Here is a 23,447-nt window from a genome sequence, read left to right on the forward strand (position 1 = left end):
GGGGCTTGCGGGGTGCACGGCTGCCGGCGGTCCTGCCGTGCGGCCCGGTGACGGTCCGGATGGTGGAATTCCGGGTCGAGGCGCCCCGCTGCCTGATGTGATCACCGCATGTCTGATCTCCGGATACGGGCCGCGACGCCCGACGATGTGCACACCGTGCTGGCCTTCTGGAAGGCGGCCGCCGAGGGCACGAGCATCAGCGACGACCGGGACGGTGTGGAGCGGCTCGTCACCCGCGACCCCGAGGCGCTGATCCTGGCCGAGCAGAACGGCGAGCTGGTCGGCACGGTGATCGCGGGCTTCGACGGCTGGCGCTGCCATCTGTACCGGCTCGCGGTCCACCCGGAGCGGCGGCGCCGGGGCATCGGCTCGGCGCTGCTCGCGGCGGCCGAGGAGCGGTTCACGGCGCTGGGCGGCCGGCGCGCGGACGCGATGGTGCTGGTGCGCAACGAGACCGCCCACCACGCGTGGGGCGCGGCCGGGTACGGGCCGCAGGAACAGTGGCGGCGCTGGGTCAAGCCACTCCCCTCCTGAGCGTTTTTGCCCATCCTTTACTATTGGTGGACCACTCGGTCCTCCATGAAAGGTTGTGAGCGTCCGCCCATGGGCGAGCCCCCCAGTAGCCGACATCGCGCGATCCTTCCTGCCCTGTCCGACCATGGGACGGAGGTGACCCGATGATCGAAGTGCTTCTGCTGCTCGTCGCCGTGCTGCTGTCGCTCGCCTGCGGTGCCTTCGTGGCGGCCGAGTTCTCGCTGACCACCGTTGAACGCAGCGAGCTGGAGCGGGCCGTGGAGCGCGGCGAGCGGGGCGCCGCCGGCGCGCTGAAGGCCGTACGGAACCTCACCTTCCAGCTGTCCGGGGCGCAGCTCGGCATCACGGTCACGAACCTGGTCGTCGGCATGCTCGCCGAGCCCTCGATCGCCAAGCTGCTCGCAGGGCCGATCGAGGCGCTCGGCCTGTCCCGGTCGGCGGCGAGCTCGGTCGCGCTGGTGGTGGGCACGGCCCTGTCCACCGTGTTCCTGATGGTCGTCGGCGAGCTGGTCCCCAAGAACTGGGCGATCTCCGCGCCGCTGGCCATGGCCAAGCGGGTGGGGACCCCGCAGCGACTGTTCAGCGCCGCGTTCCGCCCGTTCATCACCCATCTGAACAACACCGCCAACCGCGTGGTGCGCCGCTTCGGCATCGAACCGGCCGAGGAGCTGGCCTCGGCGCGCGGGCCGCAGGAGCTGGCCGCGCTGGCCCGGCACTCCGCCAAGGCGGGCGCCCTGGAGCCGGACACCGCCGAGCTGTTCGTGCGCACGCTGAACCTCGCCGACCTCACCGCGGAGAACGTCATGACCCCGCGCGTGCAGGTCATCGCCCTGGACGCGCAGGCGACCTGCCAGGACGTGGCGAACGCGACCCGGGCGACGGGCCTGTCCCGCTTCCCGGTCTACCGCGGCAGCCTCGACACGGTCGTCGGCACCGCCCACGTCAAGGACGTGCTGGCCGTCCCGGCCGACCGGCGCCACCGGGTCCCCGTGTCGGAACTGATGCGCGAGCCGCTGCTCGTCCCCGAGTCGCTGACCGTGGACCGGCTGCTGGACCGGCTGTCCGGCAAGCGGACGATGGCCGTGGTCATCGACGAGTACGGCGGTACGGCGGGGGTGGCGACGCTGGAGGACATCGTCGAGGAGGTCGTCGGCGAGGTCCGCGACGAGCACGACCCGCACGAGACGCCCGACCTGGCCCCGGCCGGCACCGACGAGGAAGGGCGCGCGGTGTTCTCCGCCGACGGCGCCGCCCGCATCGACCAGCTGGCCCGGGTGGGCCTCAGGGCACCGGACGGGCCGTACGAGACGCTGGCCGGGCTCGTCGCCGCCGAGCTGGGCCGCATACCGGCCGTGGGCGACGTCCTGCACGTGGCCGGGTGGCGGATGGACGTGGTGGACGCCTCCGGGCGCCGGGCGGCGCGGGTGCTGCTGCACGCGCCGCTGGACGACGAGAAGCCGCACGGCGAGAAGGAGGTGCCGCGGTGACCGCGGTGCAGTTGCTGATCGGTCTGGCGACGCTGGTGGTCAACGCCTTCTTCGTCGGCGCCGAGTTCGCCCTGATCTCGGTCCGGCGCTCGCAGGTCGAACCGCACGCGGAGGCCGGCGACCGGCGCGCGCGCAGCGTGCTGTGGGGGCTGCAGCACGTGTCGGCGCTGATGGCCGCCGCGCAGCTCGGCATCACCCTGTGCACGCTGGTGCTGGGTGTGGTCGCCGAGCCGGCGATCGCGCATCTGCTGGAGCCGGTGTTCCACGCGCTGGGCGTGCCGCAGGGTGCCGGCCACGCGGTGTCCTTCGTGATCGCGCTGGCCCTCGCGACCTACCTGCACATGCTGCTCGGTGAGATGGTGCCGAAGAACATCGCGCTGGCGGAGCCGGTGCGCAGCGCGCTGGTGCTCGGGCCGCCGCTGGTCGCGCTCGCACGGGCGCTGAAGCCGGTGATCTTCGCCATCAACGCCTTCGCGAACGCGCTGCTGAAGCTGATGCGGGTCGAGACCAAGGACGAGGTGACCGCGACCTTCTCGGACGCCGAGCTGGCGCAGATCGTCAAGGACGCCGGTGAGGCCGGTCTGCTCGACGACCGCGCCACGGAGCGGCTGCACGACGCGCTGGAGCTGGGCAGCCGCCCGGTGCGCGACGTGGTGATGCCGCTGGAACGGGTCGTCTACGCGCGCGTGGGCGTCACGCCGGAGCAGCTGGAGGGGCTGTCGGCCGAGTCCGGGTTCTCCCGCTTCCCGGTCGTGGACGAGGGGCGGCGGATCGTCGGCTACCTGCACGTGAAGGACGCGCTGGACGCCTCACCCCGGGACCTGCCGTTCCGGCTGCGGGACATGCGGCCCATCGCCCGGGTGCGGGAGACCACGCCGCTGGACGACGTGCTCACCGCGATGCGGGGCAGCCGGACCCATCTGGCGGCGGTGCTGGGCGCGGACGGGCGGCTGGCCGGTCTGGTGACGATGGAGGACGTCCTGAGGGAGCTGTTCGGCCAGCGGGCCTGACTCATGGGGCGGCGCGGACGCCGGTGGCGCCGGGCCGGCCGTGCCCGCTGTTCGGACAGCGGGGCCGGCACCTGGCCACCCCGGGGCGCCGGAGCGGCGTCCCCGGGGGGAGGGTGACCGACCGCTGGGTATGCCGCGCGGGTTACCATCGCTGACGCCATGGACACGAACCCCGCCTACACCAGCCTGGTCGCCGTCGGCGACTCCTTCACCGAGGGCATGTCGGACCTGCTGCCGGACGGTTCCTACCGCGGCTGGGCCGACCTCCTCGCGGCCCGGATGGCCGCGCGCACGCCCGGCTTCCGGTACGCCAACCTGGCCGTGCGCGGCAAGCTCATCGGGCAGATCGTCGAGGAACAGGTGCCCGTGGCGGCCGCGATGGACGCCGACGTGATCACCCTGGTCGGCGGCCTCAACGACACGCTGCGGCCCAAGTGCGACATGGGGCGGGTCAAGGGGCTGCTGACGGAGGCGGTGGAGCGCCTCGCGCCGTCCTGCAAGCAGCTCGTGCTGATGCACAGCCCCGGCCGCCAGGGCCCGGTGCTGGAGCGTTTCCGGCCGCGCATGGAGGAACTCTTCGCCTGCGTCGACGACCTGGCCGCGCGGCACGGCGCGCTGGTGGTCGATCTGTACCGGGCGCCCGGGCTGGGCGACCAGCGGATGTGGGACGTCGACCGCCTGCACCTCACCGCCGAGGGGCACCGGCGGGTCGCGGAGGCGGTGTGGCAGGCCCTCGGTCACGAGGCGGAGGACCCCGACTGGCACGCCGCGCTGCCCACGGCGCTTCCCCCGAACTGGGTCGCCCGCCGCATCGCCGACGCCCGCTTCACGCGGCAGCACCTGCTCCCCTGGATAGGCCGCCGCCTCACCGGCCGCTCCTCGGGCGACGGCCGCCCCCCGAAGCGTCCGGAGCTGCTGCCGTACGACGAGACGGGATCGTAGGCGGCTCCGCCGGGGTGATCTTCCGGGTGCGGCCCGGTGGGGGCTGGTCGCGCAGTTCCCCGCGCCCCTTTTTGGTCGGCCACCGCGCCCGGCACCGGAGGGTGCCGCCCGCTCCGGCGACGGTCCTGCCGCGTGAGGTGGTCTTCCGGGTGCGGCCCGGTGGGGCCTGGTCGCGCAGTTCCCCGCGCCCCTTTTTGGTCGGCCACCGCGCCCGGTGTTGGACGGTTCCGTGCGGCTTGGGCGGCGAGGAGGCGCGGGGCCGCCCCGCACCCTGCCTGACCTGCTCGCGGCCGCGCCTCGCCCCGGTGTCGTCGGCCGGGATGGCCGGGCGCGGCGTGGCGCGCGGGCGTGACCGGCGTCTCGTAGGTTCCGCCTAGCGGTACCGCGGCGCTGGCCTGCAGGAATCGCCAGTAGAATCTGGACACGTGACTTCTGCGCCCGCCAAGCCCCGCATCCCCAACGTCCTCGCCGGACGCTACGCCTCCGCCGAGCTCGCCACGCTCTGGTCGCCCGAGCAGAAGGTGAAGCTGGAGCGTCAGCTCTGGCTCGCCGTGCTGCGCGCCCAGAAGGACCTCGGGATCGAGGTTCCGGACGAGGCGATCGCCGACTACGAGCGCGTCCTCGACACCGTCGACCTGGCCTCCATCGCCGAGCGCGAGAAGGTCACGCGGCACGACGTGAAGGCCCGTATCGAGGAGTTCAACGACCTCGCCGGGCACGAGCACGTGCACAAGGGCATGACCTCCCGCGACCTCACCGAGAACGTCGAGCAGCTGCAGATCCGGCTCTCGCTGGAGCTGATGCGCGACCGCACGGTGGCGGTGCTGGCGCGCCTCGGCAAGCTCGCGGGCGAGTACGGCGAGCTGGTCATGGCCGGCCGCTCCCACAACGTGGCCGCCCAGGCCACCACCCTCGGCAAGCGCTTCGCGACGGCCGCCGACGAACTGCTCGTCGCCCACGGCCGCCTCGAGGAGCTGCTCGGCCGGTACCCGCTGCGCGGCATCAAGGGCCCGGTGGGCACCGCGCAGGACATGCTGGACCTCCTCGGCGGTGACGCCGGCAAGCTGGCCGACCTGGAGAACCGCATCGCCGGCCACCTCGGCTTCGCGCAGGCCTTCACCTCCGTCGGCCAGGTCTACCCGCGCTCGCTGGACTACGAGGTCGTCACCGCGCTGGTCCAGCTGGCGGCCGCGCCGTCCTCGCTGGCCAAGACGATCCGCCTGATGGCCGGGCACGAGCTGGTCACGGAGGGCTTCAAGCCGGGCCAGGTCGGCTCCTCCGCGATGCCGCACAAGATGAACACCCGCTCCTGCGAGCGCGTCAACGGCCTCATGGTGATCCTGCGCGGCTACGCCTCGATGACCGGCGAGCTGGCCGGCGACCAGTGGAACGAGGGCGACGTGTCCTGCTCCGTGGTGCGTCGCGTCGCGCTGCCGGACGCGTTCTTCGCGCTGGACGGCCTGCTGGAGACGTTCCTGACGGTCCTCGACGAGTTCGGCGCCTTCCCTGCGGTCGTGGCCCGCGAGCTGGACCGCTACCTGCCGTTCCTCGCCACCACCAAGGTACTGATGGGCGCGGTGCGCGGGGGCGTCGGCCGTGAGGTCGCGCACGAGGCGATCAAGGAGAACGCGGTCGCCACCGCGCTGGCGATGCGCGAGCAGGGCGCCGAGCGCAACGACCTGCTGGACAAGCTCGCCGCCGACGAGCGCCTGCCGCTGGACCGCGAGCAGCTCGCGGCCCTGATGGCGGACAAGCTGTCGTTCACGGGCGCCGCCGCCGACCAGGTCGCCGCGGTCGTCGGCCGCATCGAGGAGATCGTCAAGCAGCACCCCGAGGCCGCGGGCTACACGCCCGGCGCGATCCTCTGACCTGCGCCGCACGATGCCCCGTTTCACTCAGGCGGAGCTGGAGGCCGCCCGCGACCGTCCCGTACCGGACGTGGTCGCGGACGGCCTCCGTGTCCTCTTCTGCGGCATCAACCCCGGGCTGATGAGCGCCGCGACGGGCCATCACTTCGCCCGTCCCGGCAACCGCTTCTGGCCCGCGCTGCACCTGTCCGGCTTCACACCCCGCCTGCTCAAGCCCGCCGAGCAGCACGAACTGCCGGAGTACGGGCTGGGCATCACCAACGTGGTCGCCCGGCCGACTGCGCGCGCCGACGAACTGAGCGCCGAGGAGTACCGGGAGGGCGGCCGGTTGCTGACCGCCAAGGTCGAGCGGCTGCGGCCGCGCTGGCTGGCCGTCGTCGGCATCACCGCCTACCGCGCCGCCTTCGCGGACCGCACCGCGCGGGTGGGCCCGCAGGAGCGCACGATCGGGGACACCCGCGTGTGGGTGCTGCCCAATCCGAGCGGGCTGAACGCGCACTGGACCGTGGCGACGATGGCCGAGGAGTTCGCCCGGCTGCGGCGGGCCGCCGAGGAGTAACCACTGACGGCCCGGCCCGTCTCGGCGGAGGCGAAGCGCCGGTGGCCGTCCGGCCCGTCTCGACGAGGGCACAGCACCGGTGACCGGCGTCCCGGCGGAGGCGAGGCGCCGGTGGCCGCCCGGCCGGTCAAGGCGGGTCGGTCTTGGTCTTGGTCTCGGTCTTGGTCTCGGTCTCGGTCTCGGTCACGACGCTCCGGTGCCGCGCCCGTCGGTCACGGCGGGTCGACTTCGGTGACGACGGCGAGCAGTTGGATCTCGTCGTGCGCGTCCCGGTCGGCCACCCCGAGGGCGACCCAGCGGCCCGACTCGTCCGGGTCCCACAGGTCCAGCTCGTCCACCCGGACACTGACCGTGCCCCAGGGCTCGGGTATCTCCTCCCCCCGCGCGGCCCGCACCCGCAGGCCCTGCATGCCCAGGGGAGGCGGATGCGCGCCCCTGCGCTCGTCCAGCTCCCGCGCCACACGGTCCTTCAGGGCATGGAAGTCCGCGGCCGTCGGCGCCCGCTCCGCCGGGTCGCCCTCCCGCAGCCCGTGGCTGGTCATCAACTCCGCTATGAAGTACCCCGGCCCGGCCGTGCCCACGTCCGTCCGGCCGCGCTGCCCGGGAAACACCCGGCAGCGCAGCCGGTCGATCACGGCGAGGTGCTGCGCGCTGTCCATGTGATCCAGTAAAGCGGCCCCCACTGACAATTGGCGGGGCGTCAGTACGCGGCCCGGCTGCGGAGGCCGCGCACAGGGCCCTTCAGCCTCAGGCGTCCCGGCGCAGCACGCTCCAGGCGCCCGCTCCCAGCGCGGCCGACGCCCACGCCGCCGTCACCGCGAGCCCCGGCCAGGGGCCGAGCAGCCCGTCGGAACCGTGGTGCAGCACGGCCTGACCGGCGCGGTCGGGCAGGAAGTCGGCGACACCGCCGGACACGTCGCCGACGACGAAGGAGACGATGAGCAGGAAGGGGATGAGAATGCTCAGGGTCGCGACCCCGCTGCGCAGCACCGCGGTGAGCCCGGTCGCGAACAGGGCCATGAGCGTCAGATAGAGCCCGCAGCCGACGACGGCGCGCAGTTGTTCACCCGCCGACAGCCCTGCCGCCTTGTCGCCCAGGGCGGCCCGGCCCACCGCCAGGGTGAGCAGCCCGGTGACCAGGCCGACGGCCAGCGCGGGCACGGCCACCGCGGTCGCCTTCGCGGTGAACCACCGGCCCCGGTGGGGCACGGCGGCCAGGGAGACGCGCAGCGCGCCGCCCTGGAACTCCGCCGCCATGGCCGTCGTACCGAAGGCGATGGCGGCGATCTGGCCGAAGCTGACGCCGAAGAAGGCCGAGAAGAGGGGGTCGAAGTCCGATCCGCCGGTGTCCAGCGCGGCGAGCGCGGAGAAGGCGGCGGTGGCGGCCAGGACCGCGCCGAGGCTCGCGAGCTGCGAGCGCAGCGTCCGGATCTTGATCCACTCGGCGTGCAGGGCGGGGGCGAATCCCATGGTCAGGCCTCCTGTCGGGGTGCGGTGAACTCGGCTTCGGACGCGGTCAGATCGAGGTAGGCCTGCTCCAGCGTGCCCGCCTCCGCGGCCAGTTCGAGGAGGGGTACGCCCGCCGCGGACGCGATCCGGCCGATGTCCTCCACGCGAGCGTGGGCCACGCTCCACGCCCCGTCGTCCGTCTCGGCGGCGTCGTGGCCGTGCCGGGCGAGCGCCTCCTTCAGCGCGACGCCGTCCGAGGTGCGCACCCGCACGCGGGGCTGTACGCGTGCGTCGATGAACGCGCGCATCGGCATGTCGGCGAGCAGCCGCCCCCGGCCGAGCACCAGGAGATGGTCGGCGAAAGACGCCGTCTCGTTCATCAGGTGGCTGGAGACCAGGACGGTGCGGCCCTCGTCGGCGAGCCGGCGCAGCAGGTGCCGGATCCAGACGATCCCTTCGGGGTCGAGGCCGTTGGCGGGCTCGTCGAGCATCACCACCGGTGGGTCGCCGAGCAGCGCGGCGGCGATGCCGAGGCGCTGACGCATGCCCAGGGAGTACGTCTTCACCCGGCGGTGCGCGACCGGGGCGAGCCCGGTCTCCTCCAGCACCTGCTCGACCCGGCGCGGCGCGATGCGGTTGCTCACGGCGAGGGCGAGCAGGTGGGCGCGGGCGGTGCGGGAGCCGTGCGCGGACTGTGCGTCCAGCAGCGCGCCGACCTCGCGGAGCGGTTCACCGAGCGTGGCGTAGGGGCGGCCGCCGACAATCGCGGTGCCGGAGGTCGGCCGGTCCAGGCCGAGGACGAGCCGCATGGTGGTGGACTTCCCGGCGCCGTTGGGGCCGAGGAAGCCGGTCACACGGCCGGGTTCGACGCGGAAGGTGAGGTGGTCGACGGCGCGCCGGGAGCCGTACTCCTTGGTGAGGTCGAGGACGTCGATGCGGGTCATGTCCCCCACCCTGACGGGGCGTCGGGGTCGGGCTCCTCCCCCGCCGGTGGAGATCGTCTCCCCCGTGCGGGGGAGGTCCGTTGTCAGTGGTGGCTGGCACGATGACGTCATGATCCGCTGGTTGCGCCCGTTCGCTCGGGCGGTCACGTACACACGGTGGCTGCATCTGTTCGTGGCCGTCGTGTGGCCGGCGATGTGGCTGTTCATCGACGAAGCCTGGTGGGCGCCGGCCGGCGCGGCCGTGGTGCTCGGTCTGTCCGGTCTGATCCCCGCGATGCGGACCGTGGAGGGCTTCCAGGCCCGGCTGTTGCTTCTCGGCCGCCGGGACGGCGAGGCGCCGGTGATCGTCACCGGTCCTGCGAGGACGTGGGGCGACCGCGGGCGGACGGTGCTCTGGCTGGAGACGCGGCTGCTGCTGGGTGCCGTGGTCTCCCAGCTCACCTTCCAACTGCCCCTGATCACCCTGGACCTGGTCCGGGCGGCGCTGGGCGGCCGGCCGGACAGCGGCGGATGGCTGCCCGTGACCGGCCACCACTGGTGGTACGCGGCCCTCGCGCCGGTCCCCCTGCTCCTGCTGCCGGCCGTCGTGCTCGCCGGTGGCGAGCTCATCACCCGGGTCGCGCTGCGCCTGCTCGGGCCCTCCCCCGCCGAGCGGCTCGCCGCGCTGGAGGAACGCACCGAGCAACTGCTGGAACGCAACCGCATCGCCCGCGAGCTGCACGACTCGATCGGGCACGCCCTGACCGTGGCGGTCGTCCAGGCGGGCGCGGCCCGGGCGGCGGGGGATCCGGAGTTCACCGGCCGGGCGCTGGCCGCGATCGAGGACACCGGCCGGGCGGCGCTGGAGGACCTGGAGCGGGTGCTCGGTGTGTTGCGGGAGGAGGAGCGACCGGTGAGCGGCCGGCCGACGCTCGTGGACGCCGGGCGGCTGCTGGAGTCCGCCCGCGCCTCGGGCGCCGAGGTCGACGCCGAGCTGAGCGGCCCGCTGGAGACGGTGCCCGGCCCGGTCTCCCGCGAGGGGTACCGCATGCTGCAGGAGTCCTTGACGAACGTGCTGCGCCACGCGGGCTCGGTGCCGGTCCGGGTGCGGGTCGCCGCGGACGACGCCCGGCTCCTGCTGGAGGTGCGCAATCCACTGCCCGGCGAGATACCCGGGCCCGGCCGGGGCAGCGGTGTGCGCGGCAGCGGCCTGCGCGGCATCCGCGAGCGTGCGGCCCTGCTCGGCGGCCGGGCCCGCACGGGCCCCGACGGACCCGACTGGCAGGTGCACGTCGAGTTGCCGGTGGGGTGATCTAGGCTGGCCGGATGCCGGTCAGCGTTCTCCTCGTCGACGACGAACCCCTGGTCCGCGCGGGTCTGCGGGCCGTGCTGGAGGCCCAGTCCGACATCGAGGTCGTCGGGGAGGCGGCCGACGGGGCGGCCGTGATCCCGCTGGTGCGGCAGCTGCGGCCCGACGTGGTCGCCATGGACGTGCGGATGCCTCTGCTGGACGGCATCGAGGCCACGCGCGCGGTGCTGCGCACCGTGACCGATCCGCCGAAGATCCTCGTGGTGACGACGTTCGAGAACGACGAGTACGTGTACGGGGCGCTGCGCGCGGGCGCGGACGGCTTCCTGCTGAAGCGGGCCCGGCCGGCGGAGATCGTGCACGCCGTGCGGCTCGTGGCGGAGGGCGAGTCACTGCTCTTCCCCGCCTCGGTGCGGCGCATGGCCGCCGAGTACGGCGACAGCGGCGGCAACCGCGCGGCCCGCGATCTGCTGGAGCGGGCGCGGCTGACCGAGCGGGAGGGCGAGGTGCTCCGGTTGATGGCCCGCGGGCTGTCGAACGCGGAGATCGCCGCACGGCTGGTCGTCGGCACAGAGACCGTGAAATCGCATGTGAGCGGCGTCCTCGCGAAGCTGGGGGCGCGGGACCGCACGCAGGCGGTGATCCTCGCCTACGAGTCGGGCTTCGTCACCCCGGGCTGAGTCCGGCCGGGGCACTGCGGGTCCGATCCCTTGCGGCCCGCGTCTCGCCGGTGCCCGCCGTGCCGAGTACGATCCCGCCAACACGCGCACGAGCTGGGAGGACGGACGGTGGGGCGGCTGACCGGCGGGGATCCCTCGCTGCTGCGAAGGATCAATTCCGCGGTGGTGCTGCACGCGCTGCGGGCCACGGACTGCGCGACGCTGACGGAGGTCACGCGGGTGACCGGGCTGTCCCGGCCGACCGTCGAGGGCGTCGTGGACGATCTCATCCAGGCGGGCCTGGTCGTCGAGAAGGCGGCCGAGGAGGGCACGGCACGGCGCCAGGGACGTCCCGCGCGGAGGTTCCGGTTCCGTGCGGAGGCGGGGCATCTGCTGGGCGTGGAGATCGGTGCGCACCGGGTGGCCGCGCTGCTGGCGGACCTCGACGGACGGGTGGTCGGCGCGCAGGCCAAGGACGTGGAGGAGTCCGCCGGGGCGGACGAGCGGCTGGAGCGGCTGCGGACGACCGTGGCGGAGCTGCTGCGCCGCGCCGGGGTGCCGCGCAGCTCGCTGCGCGCCGTCGGCGTGGCCACACCGGGGATCGTGGAGGCCGGCGGGACGGTACGGCTGGGCACCGCGCTGCCGGGGTGGACGGGACTGCGGCTGGGTGAGCGGCTGAGCCGTTCCTTCAAGTGCCCGGTGCTGGTGGAGAACGACGCCAACGCGGCCGCCGTGGCCGAGCACTGGAAGGGCGCCGCCACCGAGTCCGACGACATCGTGTTCGTCCTGGCGGGACTGAGCCCGGGCGCGGGCGCGCTGATCGGCGGGCGACTGCACCGGGGGTACGGCGGCGCGGCCGGTGAGATCGGCGCGCTGCATCTGCTGGGGCGTGAGGCGACGCCGGAGACGCTGCTGTCGACGACCGACGAGCCGCTGCACCCGCTGGACGAGCGGGCCGTGGCCGCGGTGTTCACGCAGGCCCGCGAGGGCGATCGCCGGGCCCGTGCGGCGGTGGACCGTTTCATCCAGCGCCTGGTGCACGACGTCGCCGCGCTGGTGCTGGCCCTGGACCCGGAGCTGGTCGTCATCGGCGGCTGGGCGGCCGGCCTGGACGGGGTGCTCGCGCCGCTGAGCCAGGAACTCTCCCGCTACTGTCTGCGGCCGCCGAAGGTGACCCTGTCGCTGCTCGGTGAGGCGGCGGTGGCCACGGGCGCGCTGCGGCTCGCACTGGACCACGTGGAGGAGCAGCTGTTCGCCGTGGACGGCACGGTGACCGCCCGCCGGTGATCCCTGGGTGAAGGCGACGTCCCGCTGGAAGACTGCCCCGTGAAAGACGTCCGCGTGAAAGACGCCCAGGTGCAAGACATCCAAGTGGAAGACGTCCAAGTGGAAGACGTGTCGGTGCGAGACTTCACCGTGGAGACCTCAGGATGAAAGACGTCCTGGTGCACGGCGAAAGGGGAAGCGTGCGGGATCTGCCCGAGTCCGCCACGGAGCCCGACGGCTCCGCGGTCGTGCGCGTCCTCAGTTACAACGTCCGCTCCATGCGCGACGACGTCGCGGCCCTCGCCCGGGTGATCCGGGCCTGCCGGCCCGACGTCGTCTGCGTTCAGGAGGCACCGAGGTTCTTCCGCTGGCGCAAGGCCGCGGCCCGCCTCGCCCATTCCTCCGGACTCGTGTACGTCTCGGGCGGCGCCACGGCCTCCGGCCCCATGATTCTCTCCTCGCTCCGCGCCCATGTGGAGCACGCGGAAGCCGTCCTGCTGCCCCGCACGCCCGGCCTGCACCAGCGCGGCTTCGCCACCGCCGTCCTGCGGTTCGGACGGGCGCGGCTCGGAGTGCTCAGCTGTCACCTGAGCATCCAGGACCAGGAGCGCTACGAGCAGGGCCGGCTGCTCCTCGAGCGGCTGTCCGCCCTGGACGTGCCGCACGCCGTCGCCGCGGGCGACATCAACGACCGGCCCGACGGCCGCACGTTCGGGCTGCTCGCGGATGCCCTGCAGGACTGCTGGGCGACGAAGCCGTGGGGGCGGGAGCACACCACCCGGCTGGGCGATCCGTTGCAGCGGATCGACGCGGTCTTCGCGACGGCCGGGATCCAGGTGCTGGGCTGCGGAGTGCCGATGGGGCTGCCCGGGATCGCCGAACGGGACCTGCGGGCAGCCACGGACCATCTTCCGGTGCTGGCAGCGCTGCGCGTGCCCGCCGCGTGACGCGGGCCCCCGGGGAACGCCTCGTCGCCGAGCAGTTAACCGCGCGCCCTCACAGCCCGGCCGGCCATGACGGCACGCACCACGCGCCGGCGCGCACCCCACCGGGCTCGATCCGGCGCGCGCCGGTCGGCCGGCACTCCCCGTGCGGCCGGGCGCGCGTGCGGTGACGGTGGGTCAGGACGCCCGGCGCTCCGGGTCGTGGTGGATCTCGACGCCGCCCGAGTCGCCGAAGGTGAGCCGGCAGGTGTCGGCGCGGTATGTGGCGACGGACAGCGCGGCGGTGCGGCCCTCGGCGAAGTAGCGGGTGGTGACGACGAGGACGGGCGCCCCCGGGAGCCGGTCCAGCGCCTTTGCGTCGTCGGCCCCGGCGGAGCCCAGCTCGACGGCTCGGTCCTGGCCGGCCGCCTCCCGCCGCTGCAGTTCGCGCAGCACGGCACGCGCGCGGGCGGGCCCGGAGGGCGCGTCGATGCCGCTCAGCTCGGGCACCGAGGCCCGCGGGATGTAGAGCAGCTCGGCGGCGACCGTCTGGCCGTTGTTCACGCGGGTGCGGCGCACGATGTGCACCGCCTCGTCGCGGCCGGTCTCCAGGGCGTCGGCGACCGCGGCGGGCGGCACGGCCAGGTCGCAGTCGGCCGGCTGCCAGGCGTCGCCGCCGACGCTCGGCCAGGCGTGTTCCTCGGTACCCACGGCCACACCCATGCGGGGCGGCGCGACGGTGGTGCCCACACCGCGGCGGCGCTGCAGCCGGCCTTCGAGCTCGAGCTGTTCCAGGGCCTGCCGGAGGGTGGCGCGGGCGACGCCGAAGCGGGCGGCCAGCTCGCGCTCGTTGGGCAGGATCTCACCGACCGCGAACTCCGAGTCGAGGGCCTCGGTGAGCACGGTCTTGAGATGCCAGTACTTGGGTTCCGGCACCGTCTCCAGCTGCGTGGTCCCCACCCTGTCCTCCGCGATGCCTGCTCGGCGGCGTTTTGGCGCCCTTGTTTATTAAAGGTTGTTGCACTTGTCTGCGACCATAGGACGGCCCACACCCTTGGTCAAGACCAATCCTCGATCTCTCGCCGGGCCCATCGGCGCGCCGCGGAGCCGCCCGCAGGGGCTACCGGTCAGTAGTAATTGCTGACAAGCTGTCTACTCGGCGTCCGTCCGTGAGTCCCCGAGGAGCCCCGCATGTCCGCCACGCTCTCCTTCAAGGTCCCCTCCCCGCACGGCCCGCAGCCGGTGACCGTCTCCTACGCGCGCGTGGGCCGCGGCGCACCGCTGCTCCTGCTGCACGGCATCGGCCATCACCGGCAGGCCTGGGACCCCGTGGTGGACATCCTCGCGGCCGACCGCGACGTGATCACCGTGGACCTGCCGGGCTTCGGCGCCTCCCCCGCGCTGCCGCGGACGCTGGCGTACGACCTGACGACGACGACCGCCGTGTTCGGCGCGCTGTGCGAGGCGCTGGAACTGGACCGCCCGCACGTGGCGGGCAACTCCCTGGGCGGGCTCATCGCCCTGGAACTCGGCCGCGAGCGGCTGGTGCGGTCGGTCACCGCGCTGTCCCCGGCCGGTTTCTGGTCCGAGGCCGAGCGGCGGTACGCGTTCGGCGTCCTGCTGGCCATGCGCGGCATCTCCCGCCGGCTGCCCCTGCCGCTGGTCGAGCAGCTGTCCCGCTCGGCGGCCGGCCGCACGGTCCTGACCAGCACGATCTACGCCCGGCCCGGCCGCCGCGCCCCGCAGGCCGTGCTCGCCGAGACCCGGGCGCTGGCCGAGGCGACGGGGTTCGCCGCGACACTCGCGGCGGGCGCGACGGTCCGGTTCGACGAGGACATCCCCGGCATCCCGGTCACCGTGGCCTGGGGCAGCCGGGACCGTCTGCTGGTGCCCCGTCAGGGTGTGCGCGCCAAGCAGGTGATGCCGCGGGCCCGGCTGGTGCGGCTGCCCGGCTGCGGGCACTGCCCGATGAACGACGACCCGGCCCTGGTCGCGCGGGTCATCCTCGACGGCAGCCGAGACTGACGTCACACGGGCACCGGCTGAGGGGCTGACACGACGTCAGCCCCTTTTCCGTGCCCAGGGAAAGGCCGCGTCACGAACGGTCGAACCCGCCTCGGCGTCGCCTGCCGCCGCCGCGCCACGGTCAGTTGTTCACTTGTGGTTTCCGTGTGCGCCGGGGAGCGCCAGTAGGTGTGTGCGTGCACATCGGCTGATTGACGCCCCTGGAGGCCCTCCATGTCGCACCGTCCGCATCCCGGCCGCCGCAGCGTGCTGCGCGGTTCGCTGGCCGCGTCCGCGGCCCTGTCCCTGCCGGCCGGGCTCGGCGCCGCGCCGGCCTTCGCCCTCTCCGGGCGCCCCGAGGCGGGCTGGGGCGTGCAGGCGGGAGACGTGACCTCGCACTCCGGGCTGATCTGGGTGCGTTCGGACCGCGCGGCCCGCATGATCGTGGAGACGTCCCCCACCGAGTCGTTCCGCAACCCGCGCCGCTGGCAGGGCCCGCTGCTCGGCCCGGACAGCGACTTCACCGGCACGACCCGGCTGCACGGCCTGCCGCCCGGCGAGCAGATCCACTACCGGGTGCGGCTCGCCGACCCCGACGACCCGCGCCGTACCGGCGAGGCGGTGGCCGGAACCTTCCGTACGGCGCCCGTGCGGCGGCGGCAGGGCGTGCGGTTCGTGTGGTCCGGCGATCTGGCCGGCCAGGGCTGGGGCATCAACGAGTCCATCGGCGGCTACCGCATCTTCGACGCGATGGCGAAGCTGGACCCGGACTTCTTCCTGTGCAGCGGCGACAACATCTACGCCGACGGACCCATCGCGGCCACGGCAGCGCTCCCGGACGGTTCGGTGTACCGGTCCGTGACCAGCGAGGCGAAGTCCCACGTCGCCGTGACACTGGACGACTACCGCGGCAACTTCCGCTACAACCTGCTCGACGCGGCGCTGCGCCGGTTCAACGCGCAGGTGCCCAACATCATCCAGTGGGACGACCACGAGGTCCGCAACAACTGGTACCCGGGCGAGGTCATCGCCTCCGGCACCCCCTACCCGGCGGGCACCCGGCTGGACGACCTGGCGGAGCGCGCCCGGCGTGCCTTCGCCGAGTACTTCCCGGTCTCCACCGTGGGCGCACGCGGCGACGGCCGCATCTACCGGGTCGTCCACCACGGCCCGCTGCTGGACGTGTTCGTGCTGGACATGCGGACCTACCGCAACGCCAACTCCCCCGACGACCAGACCACGGACCCGCAGGGCATCCTCGGCCGTGAGCAGCTGGAGTGGCTCAAGCGCGAGCTGGCCCGCTCGCGCGCGGTGTGGAAGGTGATCGCCGCGGACATGCCGCTCGGCCTGGTCGTGCCGGACGGAGTGGAGGGCAGGCCGAACTTCGAGGCCGTGGCGCAGGGCGATCCGGGCGCCCCGCTCGGCCGTGAGCTGCAGATCGCCGAGCTGCTGCGGTTCGTCAAGCACCGCCGGATCACGGGCACGGTGTGGCTGACCGCGGATGTGCACCACACCTCGGCCCAGCACTACGACCCGTCGCGGGCCGCGTTCAAGGACTTCGAGCCGTTCTGGGAGTTCGTCTCCGGGCCGCTGAACGCGGGCGCCTTCCCGGCCAGCGCGCTCGACGGCACCTTCGGCCCCGACCGGGTGTTCGTCAAGGCGCCGGCCAGGGGGAACGTCTCGCCGGCCGAGGGCTACCAGTTCTTCGGCGAGGTCGACATCGACGGCGACAGCGGCGAGCTGACGGTCCGGCTGCGCGAGCAGGACGGCACCGTGCTGTTCACACAGGTCCTCCAGCCGGGCCGCGTCGGCCAGTGAGGACGGTGTGAGGTCTCGCGTACCCTCGGTGTCCGCGCCGCGCCCCGGCGTCATCCCCCGGAGCGCGGCGCGGTCAACTCGCCGGTGGCGGGCGGCCGTCGGCGCCGGTGCAACACGGTTGTGACATAACGGACAAAATCCCTGGAAGCACGCTTTACCCATCGGTCACAAGACGTTCGTGATCACGCAACACCGTTCCTTCACAGTGGGTGCATGAGGAGAGAGATTCCCGATGTGAAGCGTGCCCGGCACGGCCGGCCCGTCCACCACTGGCGACGCGACGTGGTGGAGCTGGCAGCGATGTTCACGGCCGTGGCGGTGGCCGACGGCGTGGCGAACCTGATCGGGCACGGCCCCGACGGACCGGTGCTGCTGGTGGCGTCGGCGGTGGTGCTGACGGCCACGGCCGGCTTCCACACATGGTGGTCACGCAGGCACGGACACGCGCCGCCGACCGGTGATACCGGCGCCCGGCCGGGCTCCGCCGAGCCGCCGGCCGGGCAGGACTCCCCGGCACAGCGGAACGCGGACCCGGCGGGCGCCGAGAGCACCCTGTGGCGGATGCGTACGACCGTGCGGGACCAGCCCGGCTCGCTGGCCGCGCTGTGCACGGCCCTGGCCGGGCACCGGGTCGACATCCTGAGCCTGCAGGCGCACCCACTGGGCGACACGGCCGTGGACGAGTTCCTGCTGCGCTCCCCCGGCACGCTGACGGCCGCCGAGCTGACCCGGGTGGTGGCCCTGGCCGGCGGCACCGGCACCTGGCTCGAGCGCGCCGACGCCCACGATCTGGTGGACGCGCCCACCCGGGTCCTCGCCCTGGCCACGCGTACCGCCCTGGACACCGCCGAACTGCCCCTGGCCCTGCGCCAGCTGCTCGGCCGCTGCACCATCCGGTCGCTGCCCGCGGCCTCGGCCGGCGGCGCCGACGCCGTCCCGGAAGAGGGCGTGCTGGAGGACACCGTGCTGCGGCTGCGGGCGCCCGAGGGCGGCGTCCTCACCGTCGAGCGGCCGTATCTGCCGTTCACGCCGACGGAGTTCGCGCGGGCCCGCGCCCTGGTGGAGCTGGACGCGCGGCTCGGGCCGCGGGTCCCGGTCGGCACCGACGTGCTGACGCTGCCCGAGGGCAACCCGATCACCGTGCGGCGGGCCGGCACCGGGGACCTCAGGGCGGCGAAGGCGATGCACGAGCGGTGCTCGGCGCGGACGCTGTCCCTGCGCTACCACGGGCCGGTCCGGGACGCGGACCGCTATCTGAACCACCTGCTCAGCCCGCGCTTCGGGCGCACGCTCGCCGTGCAGACCGCCTCCGGCCGCATCGTCGGCCTCGGCCATCTGCTGTGGGACGGCGACGAGACCGAGGTCGCCCTGCTCGTCGAGGACGAGTGGCAGCGGCGCGGCATCGGCGGCGAACTGCTCGGCCGGCTGGTGGCCATGGCGGTCGAGGCGGGCTGCGAGAGCGTGTACGCGGTCACGCAGGCCTCCAACACCGGGATGGTCGCCGCGATGCGCGGCCTCGGGCTGCCCCTCGACTACCAGATCGAAGAGGGCACCCTGGTCATCACCGCCCGCCTGGACGCGATCCCGGCCGGCTCCCGGCGGCCGTACGACCGGCAGCGGCCGGGCGTGGAGTCGTACGGCGGGAGCGTCGCACGGTACGACGCGAGCGTGACACGGGACTGAGGCCCCCCGGCGATGCGGCCCGGCGGTGTCCCCCGCCGGGCCGCATCCCCGACAGCCGCCGCGGTGCACGTCTGAGCCGCCCCCCGACGGCCTGCGCCGCGCACCGTCCAGCAGCCCCCGACGGCCTGCGCCGCGCACCCCCAGCCGCCCCCCGACGGCCTGCGCCATGCGCGGCCCAGCCGCTCCCGGCGGCCTCCGCCGTGCACCGCCCAGCCACCCCCGACGGCCTGCGCCATGCGCCGCCGAGCCTCCCCGGCGGCCTTCGGCGTCAGCGCGCGCTCGCGCCGCCCAGGTCAGTGCGCGGCGGCCGCGCTCGTCCGGGACCGGTCCGACGCCCCGGCGAGCGCCCCGTCCAGATCCGCCCACAGGTCGTCCACGTCCTCCAGGCCCACCGACATCCGCAGCAGCCGGTCGCTCACGCCGGCGCCGCGGCGGTCGCCCTCGTCCACGATGCGGTGGCTGATGGACGCCGGGTGCTGGATGAGCGTGTCGACGCTGCCCAGGCTCACCGCAGGGGTGATCAGCCGTACGCCGGCGATGACCTCGTGCGGGTCGCCGTGCACCTCGAAGGCGACCATCGCGCCGCCGATGCGCGGGTAGTGGACGCGGGCCACGCGCGGGTCGGCGGCGAGCCGGCCGGCGAGTTCGGCGGCGTTCGCGGAGGCGGCGCGCACCCGGACCGGCAGGGTGGACAGGCCACGCAGCAGCAGATAGCCGGCCAGCGGATGCAGCACACCACCGGTGGCGAACCGCACCTGCCGCAGGCGCCCGGCGAACTCCTCGTCGCAGGCCACCACGCCCGCCATCACATCGCCGTGGCCGCCGAGGTACTTGGTGGCGCTGTGCAGCACTAGCCGCGCGCCCCGCTCGGCAGGCCGCTGGAGCACCGGGGTGGCGAAGGTGTTGTCGGCGAGCAGCGGCACCGAGCCGCAGGCGTGGGCGACGGCCCTCAGGTCGATCTCCGCGAGGGTGGGGTTCGCCGGGGTCTCGACCATGACCAGGCCGGTGTCGGGGCGCAGCGCGTCGGCTATGCCCGCCGGGTCGGTCCAGGTCACCTCGGTGCCGAGCAGTCCGGCGGTGAGCAGGTGGTCGCTGCAGCCGTACAGCGGCCGTACGGCGACGACGTGCCGCAGGCCCATCGAGGCGCGCACCAGCAACACGGCGCTCAGCGCGGCCATGCCGCTGGCGAACGCGACCGCTGCCTCGGTGCCCTCCAGCTTCGCCAGCGCGGTCTCGAAGCGGGCGACGGTCGGGTTGCCGAGCCGGGCGTACACGGGCGGGCCGTCCAGCTCGGCGCCGGTCGTCGCGAAGGCGTCGATCCGAGCGGCCTCACCACGGCTGTCGTACGACGGGTACGTGGTCGACAGGTCGATGGGCGGGGCGTGCAGGCCCTGGCGGGCGAGGTCGTCACGGCCGGCGTGCACGGCCTCGGTGGCCAGTGCTCTGCGCGTCGTACGGGCGGTGTCCACGGGCGCCTCCACAGGGATCTCCTCGGGGTCCACGCGGGCACCCCTGGCCGTTCCAGGGGTCCCCCGGGCGGGACGGCTCTCGATCAGCTCGGCCCTGACGGGAAGGGTGAACACCGGCCGGGTTTGTGTGGCCGAAAGCCGTGCTACGTTCGGCGCATGGCCGAATCCGTCGTACTGGATCCGGTCGATCTGCATCTGCTGCGGCTGCTGCAGAACGACGCCCGGACCACTTATCGGGACCTCGCCGCGCAGGTCGGGGTCGCGCCGTCGACCTGTCTGGACCGGGTGACGCGGCTGCGCCGCTCCGGCGTGATCCTCGGCCATCAGCTGCGGCTGAACCCGGCCAAGCTGGGCCGCGGGCTGGAGGCGCTGCTGTCGGTGCAGGTCAGACCGCACCGGCGGGAGCTGGTGGGACCGTTCGTCGAGCGGATCCGGGCGCTGCCGGAATCCCGGACCGTCTTCCATCTCACGGGCCCCGACGACTACCTCGTCCATGTCGCGGTCGCGGACATGGCGGATCTGCAGCGCCTGGTCCTGGACGACTTCACGGCCCACCGCGAGGTGGCCCGCGTGGAGACCCGGCTGATCTTCCAGCAGTGGGACTGCGGACCTCTGCTGCCGCCGGAGCGCCCGGGGACGCCCTGACGTGGGGCCGGGGAGGCGGCGGGCTCCGGTGTCCCGGCGGTCGGAATCCGGCCGACGCCGGCAGCCGTAGGGGAAACCCGGCAGACGCGGTGGCGGCACGCGTACGAGGATGGCGGCATGTCAGAGACCAAGAGCCCGCTGCCCCGCGAGGTCGCCGACGCCTACGTCGACGAGCTCATCGCCCTCGACCCGATCACCGGCACCTACCTCGGCGTACCGGAGAGTTCGCGCCGGATGCCCGACACGTCCCCGGCGGGCGCCGACGCGCTGGCCGATCTGGCGCGGGCCACCCTGGCGAAGCTGGACGAGGCGGAGCGCCGGCCCGGCGCCGACAGCGACATCGAGCGGCGCTGCGCGCGGCTGCTGCGCGAGCGGCTCACCGCGGAACTCGCCGTGCACGAGGCGGACGAGCACCTGCGCGCCGTCGGCAACCTGCACACCATGCCGCACCAGGTGCGCGAGGTGTTCACGGTGACCCCGCAGGAGACCGAGGAGGACTGGGCGGCGATCGCCGAACGGCTGCGGGCGGTGCCGCGCGCGCTGGCCGGGTACCGCGAGTCCCTGACGCTCGGCCTGGAGCGCAAGCTGTACGCCGCGCCCCGTCCGACCGCCACGTTCACCGGGCAGCTCACCGAGTGGGCGGACACCGGGCAGGGCCGGGGCTGGTTCGAGGACTTCGCGGCCGCCGGGCCGGACGCGCTGCGCGCGGAACTGGATGCGGCGGCCCGCGAGGCGACCGCCGCCGTCGCCGGACTGCGCGACTGGATGCGCGACGTGTACGCCCCCGCCGTCGAGGGCGCACCGAACACGGTGGGCCGCGAGCGCTACGCCGTCCTGTCGCGCTCCTTCAACGGCACCGACATCGATCTGGACGAGGCGTACGCGTACGGCTGGGCGGAGTACCACCGCCTGCTGGGCGAGATGCGGCAGGAGGCGGAGAAGATCCTGCCCGGCGCCGCGACCCCGTGGGTGGCGCTCGCGCACCTCGACGAGCACGGCCGGCACATCGAGGGCGTCGAAGAGGTCCGGGCGTGGCTGCAGGGGCTGATGGACGAGGCCATCGACGCGCTGGACGGCACCCACTTCGAACTCGCCGAGCGGGTGCGGCGGGTGGAGTCCCGCATCGCGCCGCCCGGCGGTGCGGCGGCGCCGTACTACACGTCCCCGTCCGAGGACTTCTCCCGCCCCGGGCGCACCTGGCTGCCGACGATGGGCCAGACCCGTTTCCCGGTGTACGACCTGGTGTCGACCTGGTACCACGAGGGCGTCCCCGGCCACCATCTGCAGCTCGCCCAGTGGACGCACGTCGCCGGGAACCTGTCCCGCTACCAGTCCTCGGTCGGCATGGTCAGCGCCAACGCCGAGGGCTGGGCGCTGTACGCGGAGCGCCTGATGGACGAGCTGGGCTTCCTCAAGGACGCCGAGGAGCGCATCGGCTACCTGGACGCGCAGATGATGCGGGCCCTGCGGGTCATCGTGGACATCGGCATGCACCTGGAGCTGGACATCCCGGCGGACTCGCCGTTCCACCCGGGTGAGCGCTGGACGCCGGAGCTGGCACAGGAGTTCTTCGGCGCGCACAGCAGCCGGCCGGCGGACTTCGTGGAGAGCGAGCTGACCCGCTATCTGACGATGCCGGGCCAGGCCATCGGCTACAAGCTGGGTGAGCGGGCGTGGCTCACCGGCCGGGAGAACGCCCGCGCGCGGCACGGTGACGCCTTCGACCTCAAGGCGTGGCACATGGCCGCCCTCTCCCAGGGCTCGCTGGGCCTGGACGACCTGGTCGAGGAGCTGTCCCGGCTGTGACCGGCCGCCGCGGGGGCGGCGTCAGCAGCCGCAGTCGTCGCCGTCCACCGGCGCGGTGAGCGGGTCGGCGGCGCGCTGCTCGCCGCCCTCCCAGGTCTCGTACGCGAACCCCTCGCGCACCCAGTACTCGAAGCCGCCGAGCATCTCCTTCACCTGGTAGCCGAGTTCGGCGAGGGCGAGCGCGGCGCGGGTCGCGCCGTTGCATCCGGGGCCCCAGCAGTACGTCACGACCGGCGTGTTCCTGTCGAGGAGCTGCTCGGCCTGCTCGGCGATCAGCGCGGTGGGCAGGTGGACCGCGCCGGGCACGTGGCCCTGGTCCCAGGAGGCGGTGGAGCGGGAGTCCAGGACCACGAAGCCGGGGTCGCCGCCGGCCGCGAGTGCGGCGGCGACGTCGGAGACGTCGGCGTGGAAGACGAGCGAGGCACGGAAGTAGGCGGCCGCCTCGGCGGGGGCGGCGGGCGCGACGCGCAGGACGGGATTGGCGGTCGTCGTGGTGGTCATGGGCCGGCCTTTCAGCGAAGGAGGTCGAGGCGACGGCAACGGTCGTCGATGTCCTGAAATCTACGGCTGGTCAATCATCTTCCTGAAGGGGCGTTCCCCGGTGTGCACCTTGTGCGACCGTCGATTCCCCTGCTATCCCTCGGGGATGACCGCGTTTTCCCCGGACGCCACCGACTGGCGCATCCTCGACGTCCTCCAGCGCGACGGGCGCGCCAGCTTCGCCGAGCTGGCCCGCGCCGTCTCCATGTCCGCGAGCGCGGTCACCGAGCGGGTGCGCCGGCTGGAGGAGGCCGGGGTGATCAAGGGGTACGCCGCGGTCGTGGACCCCGAGCGGCTGGGGCTCGGGATCCTGGCGTTCGTGCGCCTGCGCTATCCCAACGGCAACTACAAGCCGTTCCACGACCTGGTCACCGCGACGCCGGAGATCCTGGAGGCGCATCACGTGACGGGCGACGACTGTTTCGTCATCAAGGTCGCCGCCCGGTCCATGCAGCACCTGGAGGAGGTGTCGGGCCGGATCGGCGCACTCGGCTCGGTGACGACGAGCGTGGTGTACTCGTCGCCGCTCGCCCGCCGCGCGCTCGGCCGGTAG

General features: G+C 73.8%; 22 protein-coding genes. 16 read left to right on the forward strand and 6 right to left on the reverse strand.

The window, feature by feature from the left end; genetic code table 11:
• The first annotated feature begins 108 nt into the window (after positions 1–108).
• The 6 genes from AB0E88_RS09345 (at position 109) to mug (ending at position 6,400) form a co-directional block, all read left to right on the forward strand.
• Positions 109–534 (forward strand): GNAT family N-acetyltransferase, encoded by a 426-nt coding sequence (locus AB0E88_RS09345; protein ID WP_361626430.1) that lies wholly within the window; start codon positions 109–111, stop codon positions 532–534.
• 143 nt (positions 535–677) lie between these two features.
• Positions 678–2,021 (forward strand): hemolysin family protein, encoded by a 1,344-nt coding sequence (locus tag AB0E88_RS09350; protein ID WP_361626433.1) that lies wholly within the window; start codon positions 678–680, stop codon positions 2,019–2,021.
• Positions 2,018–3,031: a hemolysin family protein gene (locus tag AB0E88_RS09355; RefSeq protein ID WP_361626436.1), complete on the forward strand. Its 1,014-nt coding sequence runs from the start codon at positions 2,018–2,020 to the stop codon at positions 3,029–3,031. Before AB0E88_RS09350 ends, AB0E88_RS09355 begins: the two co-directional genes overlap by 4 nt.
• A 159-nt stretch (positions 3,032–3,190) precedes the next feature.
• Entirely contained in the window at positions 3,191–3,973 is a 783-nt protein-coding gene (locus AB0E88_RS09360) for an SGNH/GDSL hydrolase family protein (protein WP_361626439.1), read from the forward strand.
• A 425-nt stretch (positions 3,974–4,398) separates the two neighbouring features.
• Positions 4,399–5,841: an adenylosuccinate lyase gene (gene purB / locus AB0E88_RS09365; RefSeq protein WP_361626442.1), complete on the forward strand. Its 1,443-nt coding sequence runs from the start codon at positions 4,399–4,401 to the stop codon at positions 5,839–5,841.
• A 13-nt stretch (positions 5,842–5,854) separates the two neighbouring features.
• Positions 5,855–6,400: a G/U mismatch-specific DNA glycosylase gene (gene mug, locus AB0E88_RS09370; protein WP_361626445.1), complete on the forward strand. Its 546-nt coding sequence runs from the start codon at positions 5,855–5,857 to the stop codon at positions 6,398–6,400.
• A gap of 212 nt (positions 6,401–6,612) precedes the next feature.
• Here mug and AB0E88_RS09375 read toward each other — a convergent pair whose 3' ends face one another.
• The 3 genes from AB0E88_RS09375 to AB0E88_RS09385 all read right to left on the reverse strand — a co-directional run bounded on the left by AB0E88_RS09375 (position 6,613) and on the right by AB0E88_RS09385 (position 8,793).
• The gene (locus AB0E88_RS09375) at positions 6,613–7,059 is read right to left on the reverse strand and encodes a hypothetical protein (RefSeq protein WP_361626448.1); all 447 of its coding nucleotides are present in this window, start codon (positions 7,057–7,059) and stop codon (positions 6,613–6,615) included.
• An 88-nt stretch (positions 7,060–7,147) separates the two neighbouring features.
• On the reverse strand, positions 7,148–7,870 hold the full coding sequence (locus AB0E88_RS09380) for an ABC transporter permease subunit (RefSeq protein WP_361626451.1): 723 nt from the start codon (positions 7,868–7,870) through the stop codon (positions 7,148–7,150).
• Positions 7,871–7,872: 2 nt separating this feature from the next.
• Positions 7,873–8,793: an ATP-binding cassette domain-containing protein gene (locus AB0E88_RS09385; RefSeq protein WP_361626454.1), complete on the reverse strand. Its 921-nt coding sequence runs from the start codon at positions 8,791–8,793 to the stop codon at positions 7,873–7,875.
• Positions 8,794–8,902: 109 nt separating this feature from the next.
• Between AB0E88_RS09385 and AB0E88_RS09390 the strand changes: the two genes are divergently transcribed.
• The 4 genes from AB0E88_RS09390 to AB0E88_RS09405 all read left to right on the forward strand — a co-directional run bounded on the left by AB0E88_RS09390 (position 8,903) and on the right by AB0E88_RS09405 (position 12,953).
• Positions 8,903–10,084, forward strand: coding sequence for a histidine kinase (locus AB0E88_RS09390; RefSeq protein WP_361626457.1), 1,182 nt, complete (start codon positions 8,903–8,905; stop codon positions 10,082–10,084).
• A 14-nt stretch (positions 10,085–10,098) separates the two neighbouring features.
• Entirely contained in the window at positions 10,099–10,761 is a 663-nt protein-coding gene (locus AB0E88_RS09395) for a response regulator transcription factor (RefSeq protein ID WP_361626460.1), read from the forward strand.
• 108 nt (positions 10,762–10,869) lie between these two features.
• A complete protein-coding gene (locus AB0E88_RS09400) occupies positions 10,870–12,027 on the forward strand; it encodes an ROK family transcriptional regulator (RefSeq protein WP_361626463.1) in 1,158 nt (385 codons plus the stop codon).
• Between the two features lie 143 nt (positions 12,028–12,170).
• A complete protein-coding gene (locus AB0E88_RS09405; protein WP_361626466.1) occupies positions 12,171–12,953 on the forward strand; it encodes an endonuclease/exonuclease/phosphatase family protein in 783 nt (260 codons plus the stop codon).
• Between the two features lie 174 nt (positions 12,954–13,127).
• Here AB0E88_RS09405 and AB0E88_RS09410 read toward each other — a convergent pair whose 3' ends face one another.
• Positions 13,128–13,889: a GntR family transcriptional regulator gene (locus AB0E88_RS09410; RefSeq protein ID WP_361626469.1), complete on the reverse strand. Its 762-nt coding sequence runs from the start codon at positions 13,887–13,889 to the stop codon at positions 13,128–13,130.
• A gap of 231 nt (positions 13,890–14,120) precedes the next feature.
• On the opposite strand from AB0E88_RS09410, the gene AB0E88_RS09415 reads away from it, so the two are divergent.
• The 3 genes from AB0E88_RS09415 to AB0E88_RS09425 all read left to right on the forward strand — a co-directional run bounded on the left by AB0E88_RS09415 (position 14,121) and on the right by AB0E88_RS09425 (position 18,434).
• The gene (locus AB0E88_RS09415; protein ID WP_361626472.1) at positions 14,121–14,954 is read left to right on the forward strand and encodes an alpha/beta fold hydrolase; all 834 of its coding nucleotides are present in this window, start codon (positions 14,121–14,123) and stop codon (positions 14,952–14,954) included.
• Between the two features lie 213 nt (positions 14,955–15,167).
• Positions 15,168–16,751, forward strand: coding sequence for an alkaline phosphatase D family protein (locus AB0E88_RS09420; protein WP_361626475.1), 1,584 nt, complete (start codon positions 15,168–15,170; stop codon positions 16,749–16,751).
• Between the two features lie 213 nt (positions 16,752–16,964).
• Entirely contained in the window at positions 16,965–18,434 is a 1,470-nt protein-coding gene (locus AB0E88_RS09425) for a GNAT family N-acetyltransferase (RefSeq protein ID WP_361626478.1), read from the forward strand.
• 293 nt (positions 18,435–18,727) lie between these two features.
• Here the strand turns inward: AB0E88_RS09425 and AB0E88_RS09430 are convergent, their stop codons facing one another.
• Positions 18,728–20,098 carry a PLP-dependent transferase gene (locus AB0E88_RS09430; RefSeq protein WP_361626481.1) on the reverse strand — a complete coding sequence of 457 codons (1,371 nt, stop codon included), beginning with the start codon at positions 20,096–20,098 and terminating at the stop codon, positions 18,728–18,730.
• Here AB0E88_RS09430 and AB0E88_RS09435 point away from each other — a divergent pair.
• Complete coding sequence (locus AB0E88_RS09435) at positions 20,060–20,548, forward strand: Lrp/AsnC family transcriptional regulator (RefSeq protein ID WP_361626484.1); 489 nt, start codon at positions 20,060–20,062, stop codon at positions 20,546–20,548. The two genes, AB0E88_RS09430 and AB0E88_RS09435, sit on opposite strands and share 39 nt — an antisense overlap.
• 117 nt (positions 20,549–20,665) lie before the next feature.
• Positions 20,666–22,354, forward strand: coding sequence for a DUF885 domain-containing protein (locus AB0E88_RS09440; RefSeq protein WP_361626487.1), 1,689 nt, complete (start codon positions 20,666–20,668; stop codon positions 22,352–22,354).
• Positions 22,355–22,375: 21 nt separating this feature from the next.
• On the opposite strand, the gene AB0E88_RS09445 is transcribed toward AB0E88_RS09440, so the two are convergent.
• Positions 22,376–22,855 carry a rhodanese-like domain-containing protein gene (locus AB0E88_RS09445; protein ID WP_361626490.1) on the reverse strand — a complete coding sequence of 160 codons (480 nt, stop codon included), beginning with the start codon at positions 22,853–22,855 and terminating at the stop codon, positions 22,376–22,378.
• A 145-nt stretch (positions 22,856–23,000) separates the two neighbouring features.
• Between AB0E88_RS09445 and AB0E88_RS09450 the strand changes: the two genes are divergently transcribed.
• Positions 23,001–23,447 (forward strand): Lrp/AsnC family transcriptional regulator, encoded by a 447-nt coding sequence (locus tag AB0E88_RS09450; RefSeq protein ID WP_361626493.1) that lies wholly within the window; start codon positions 23,001–23,003, stop codon positions 23,445–23,447.

Origin of the sequence: Streptomyces sp. NPDC028635, from assembly GCF_040637635.1 — a bacterium.
Lineage (GTDB): Bacteria > Actinomycetota > Actinomycetes > Streptomycetales > Streptomycetaceae > Streptomyces.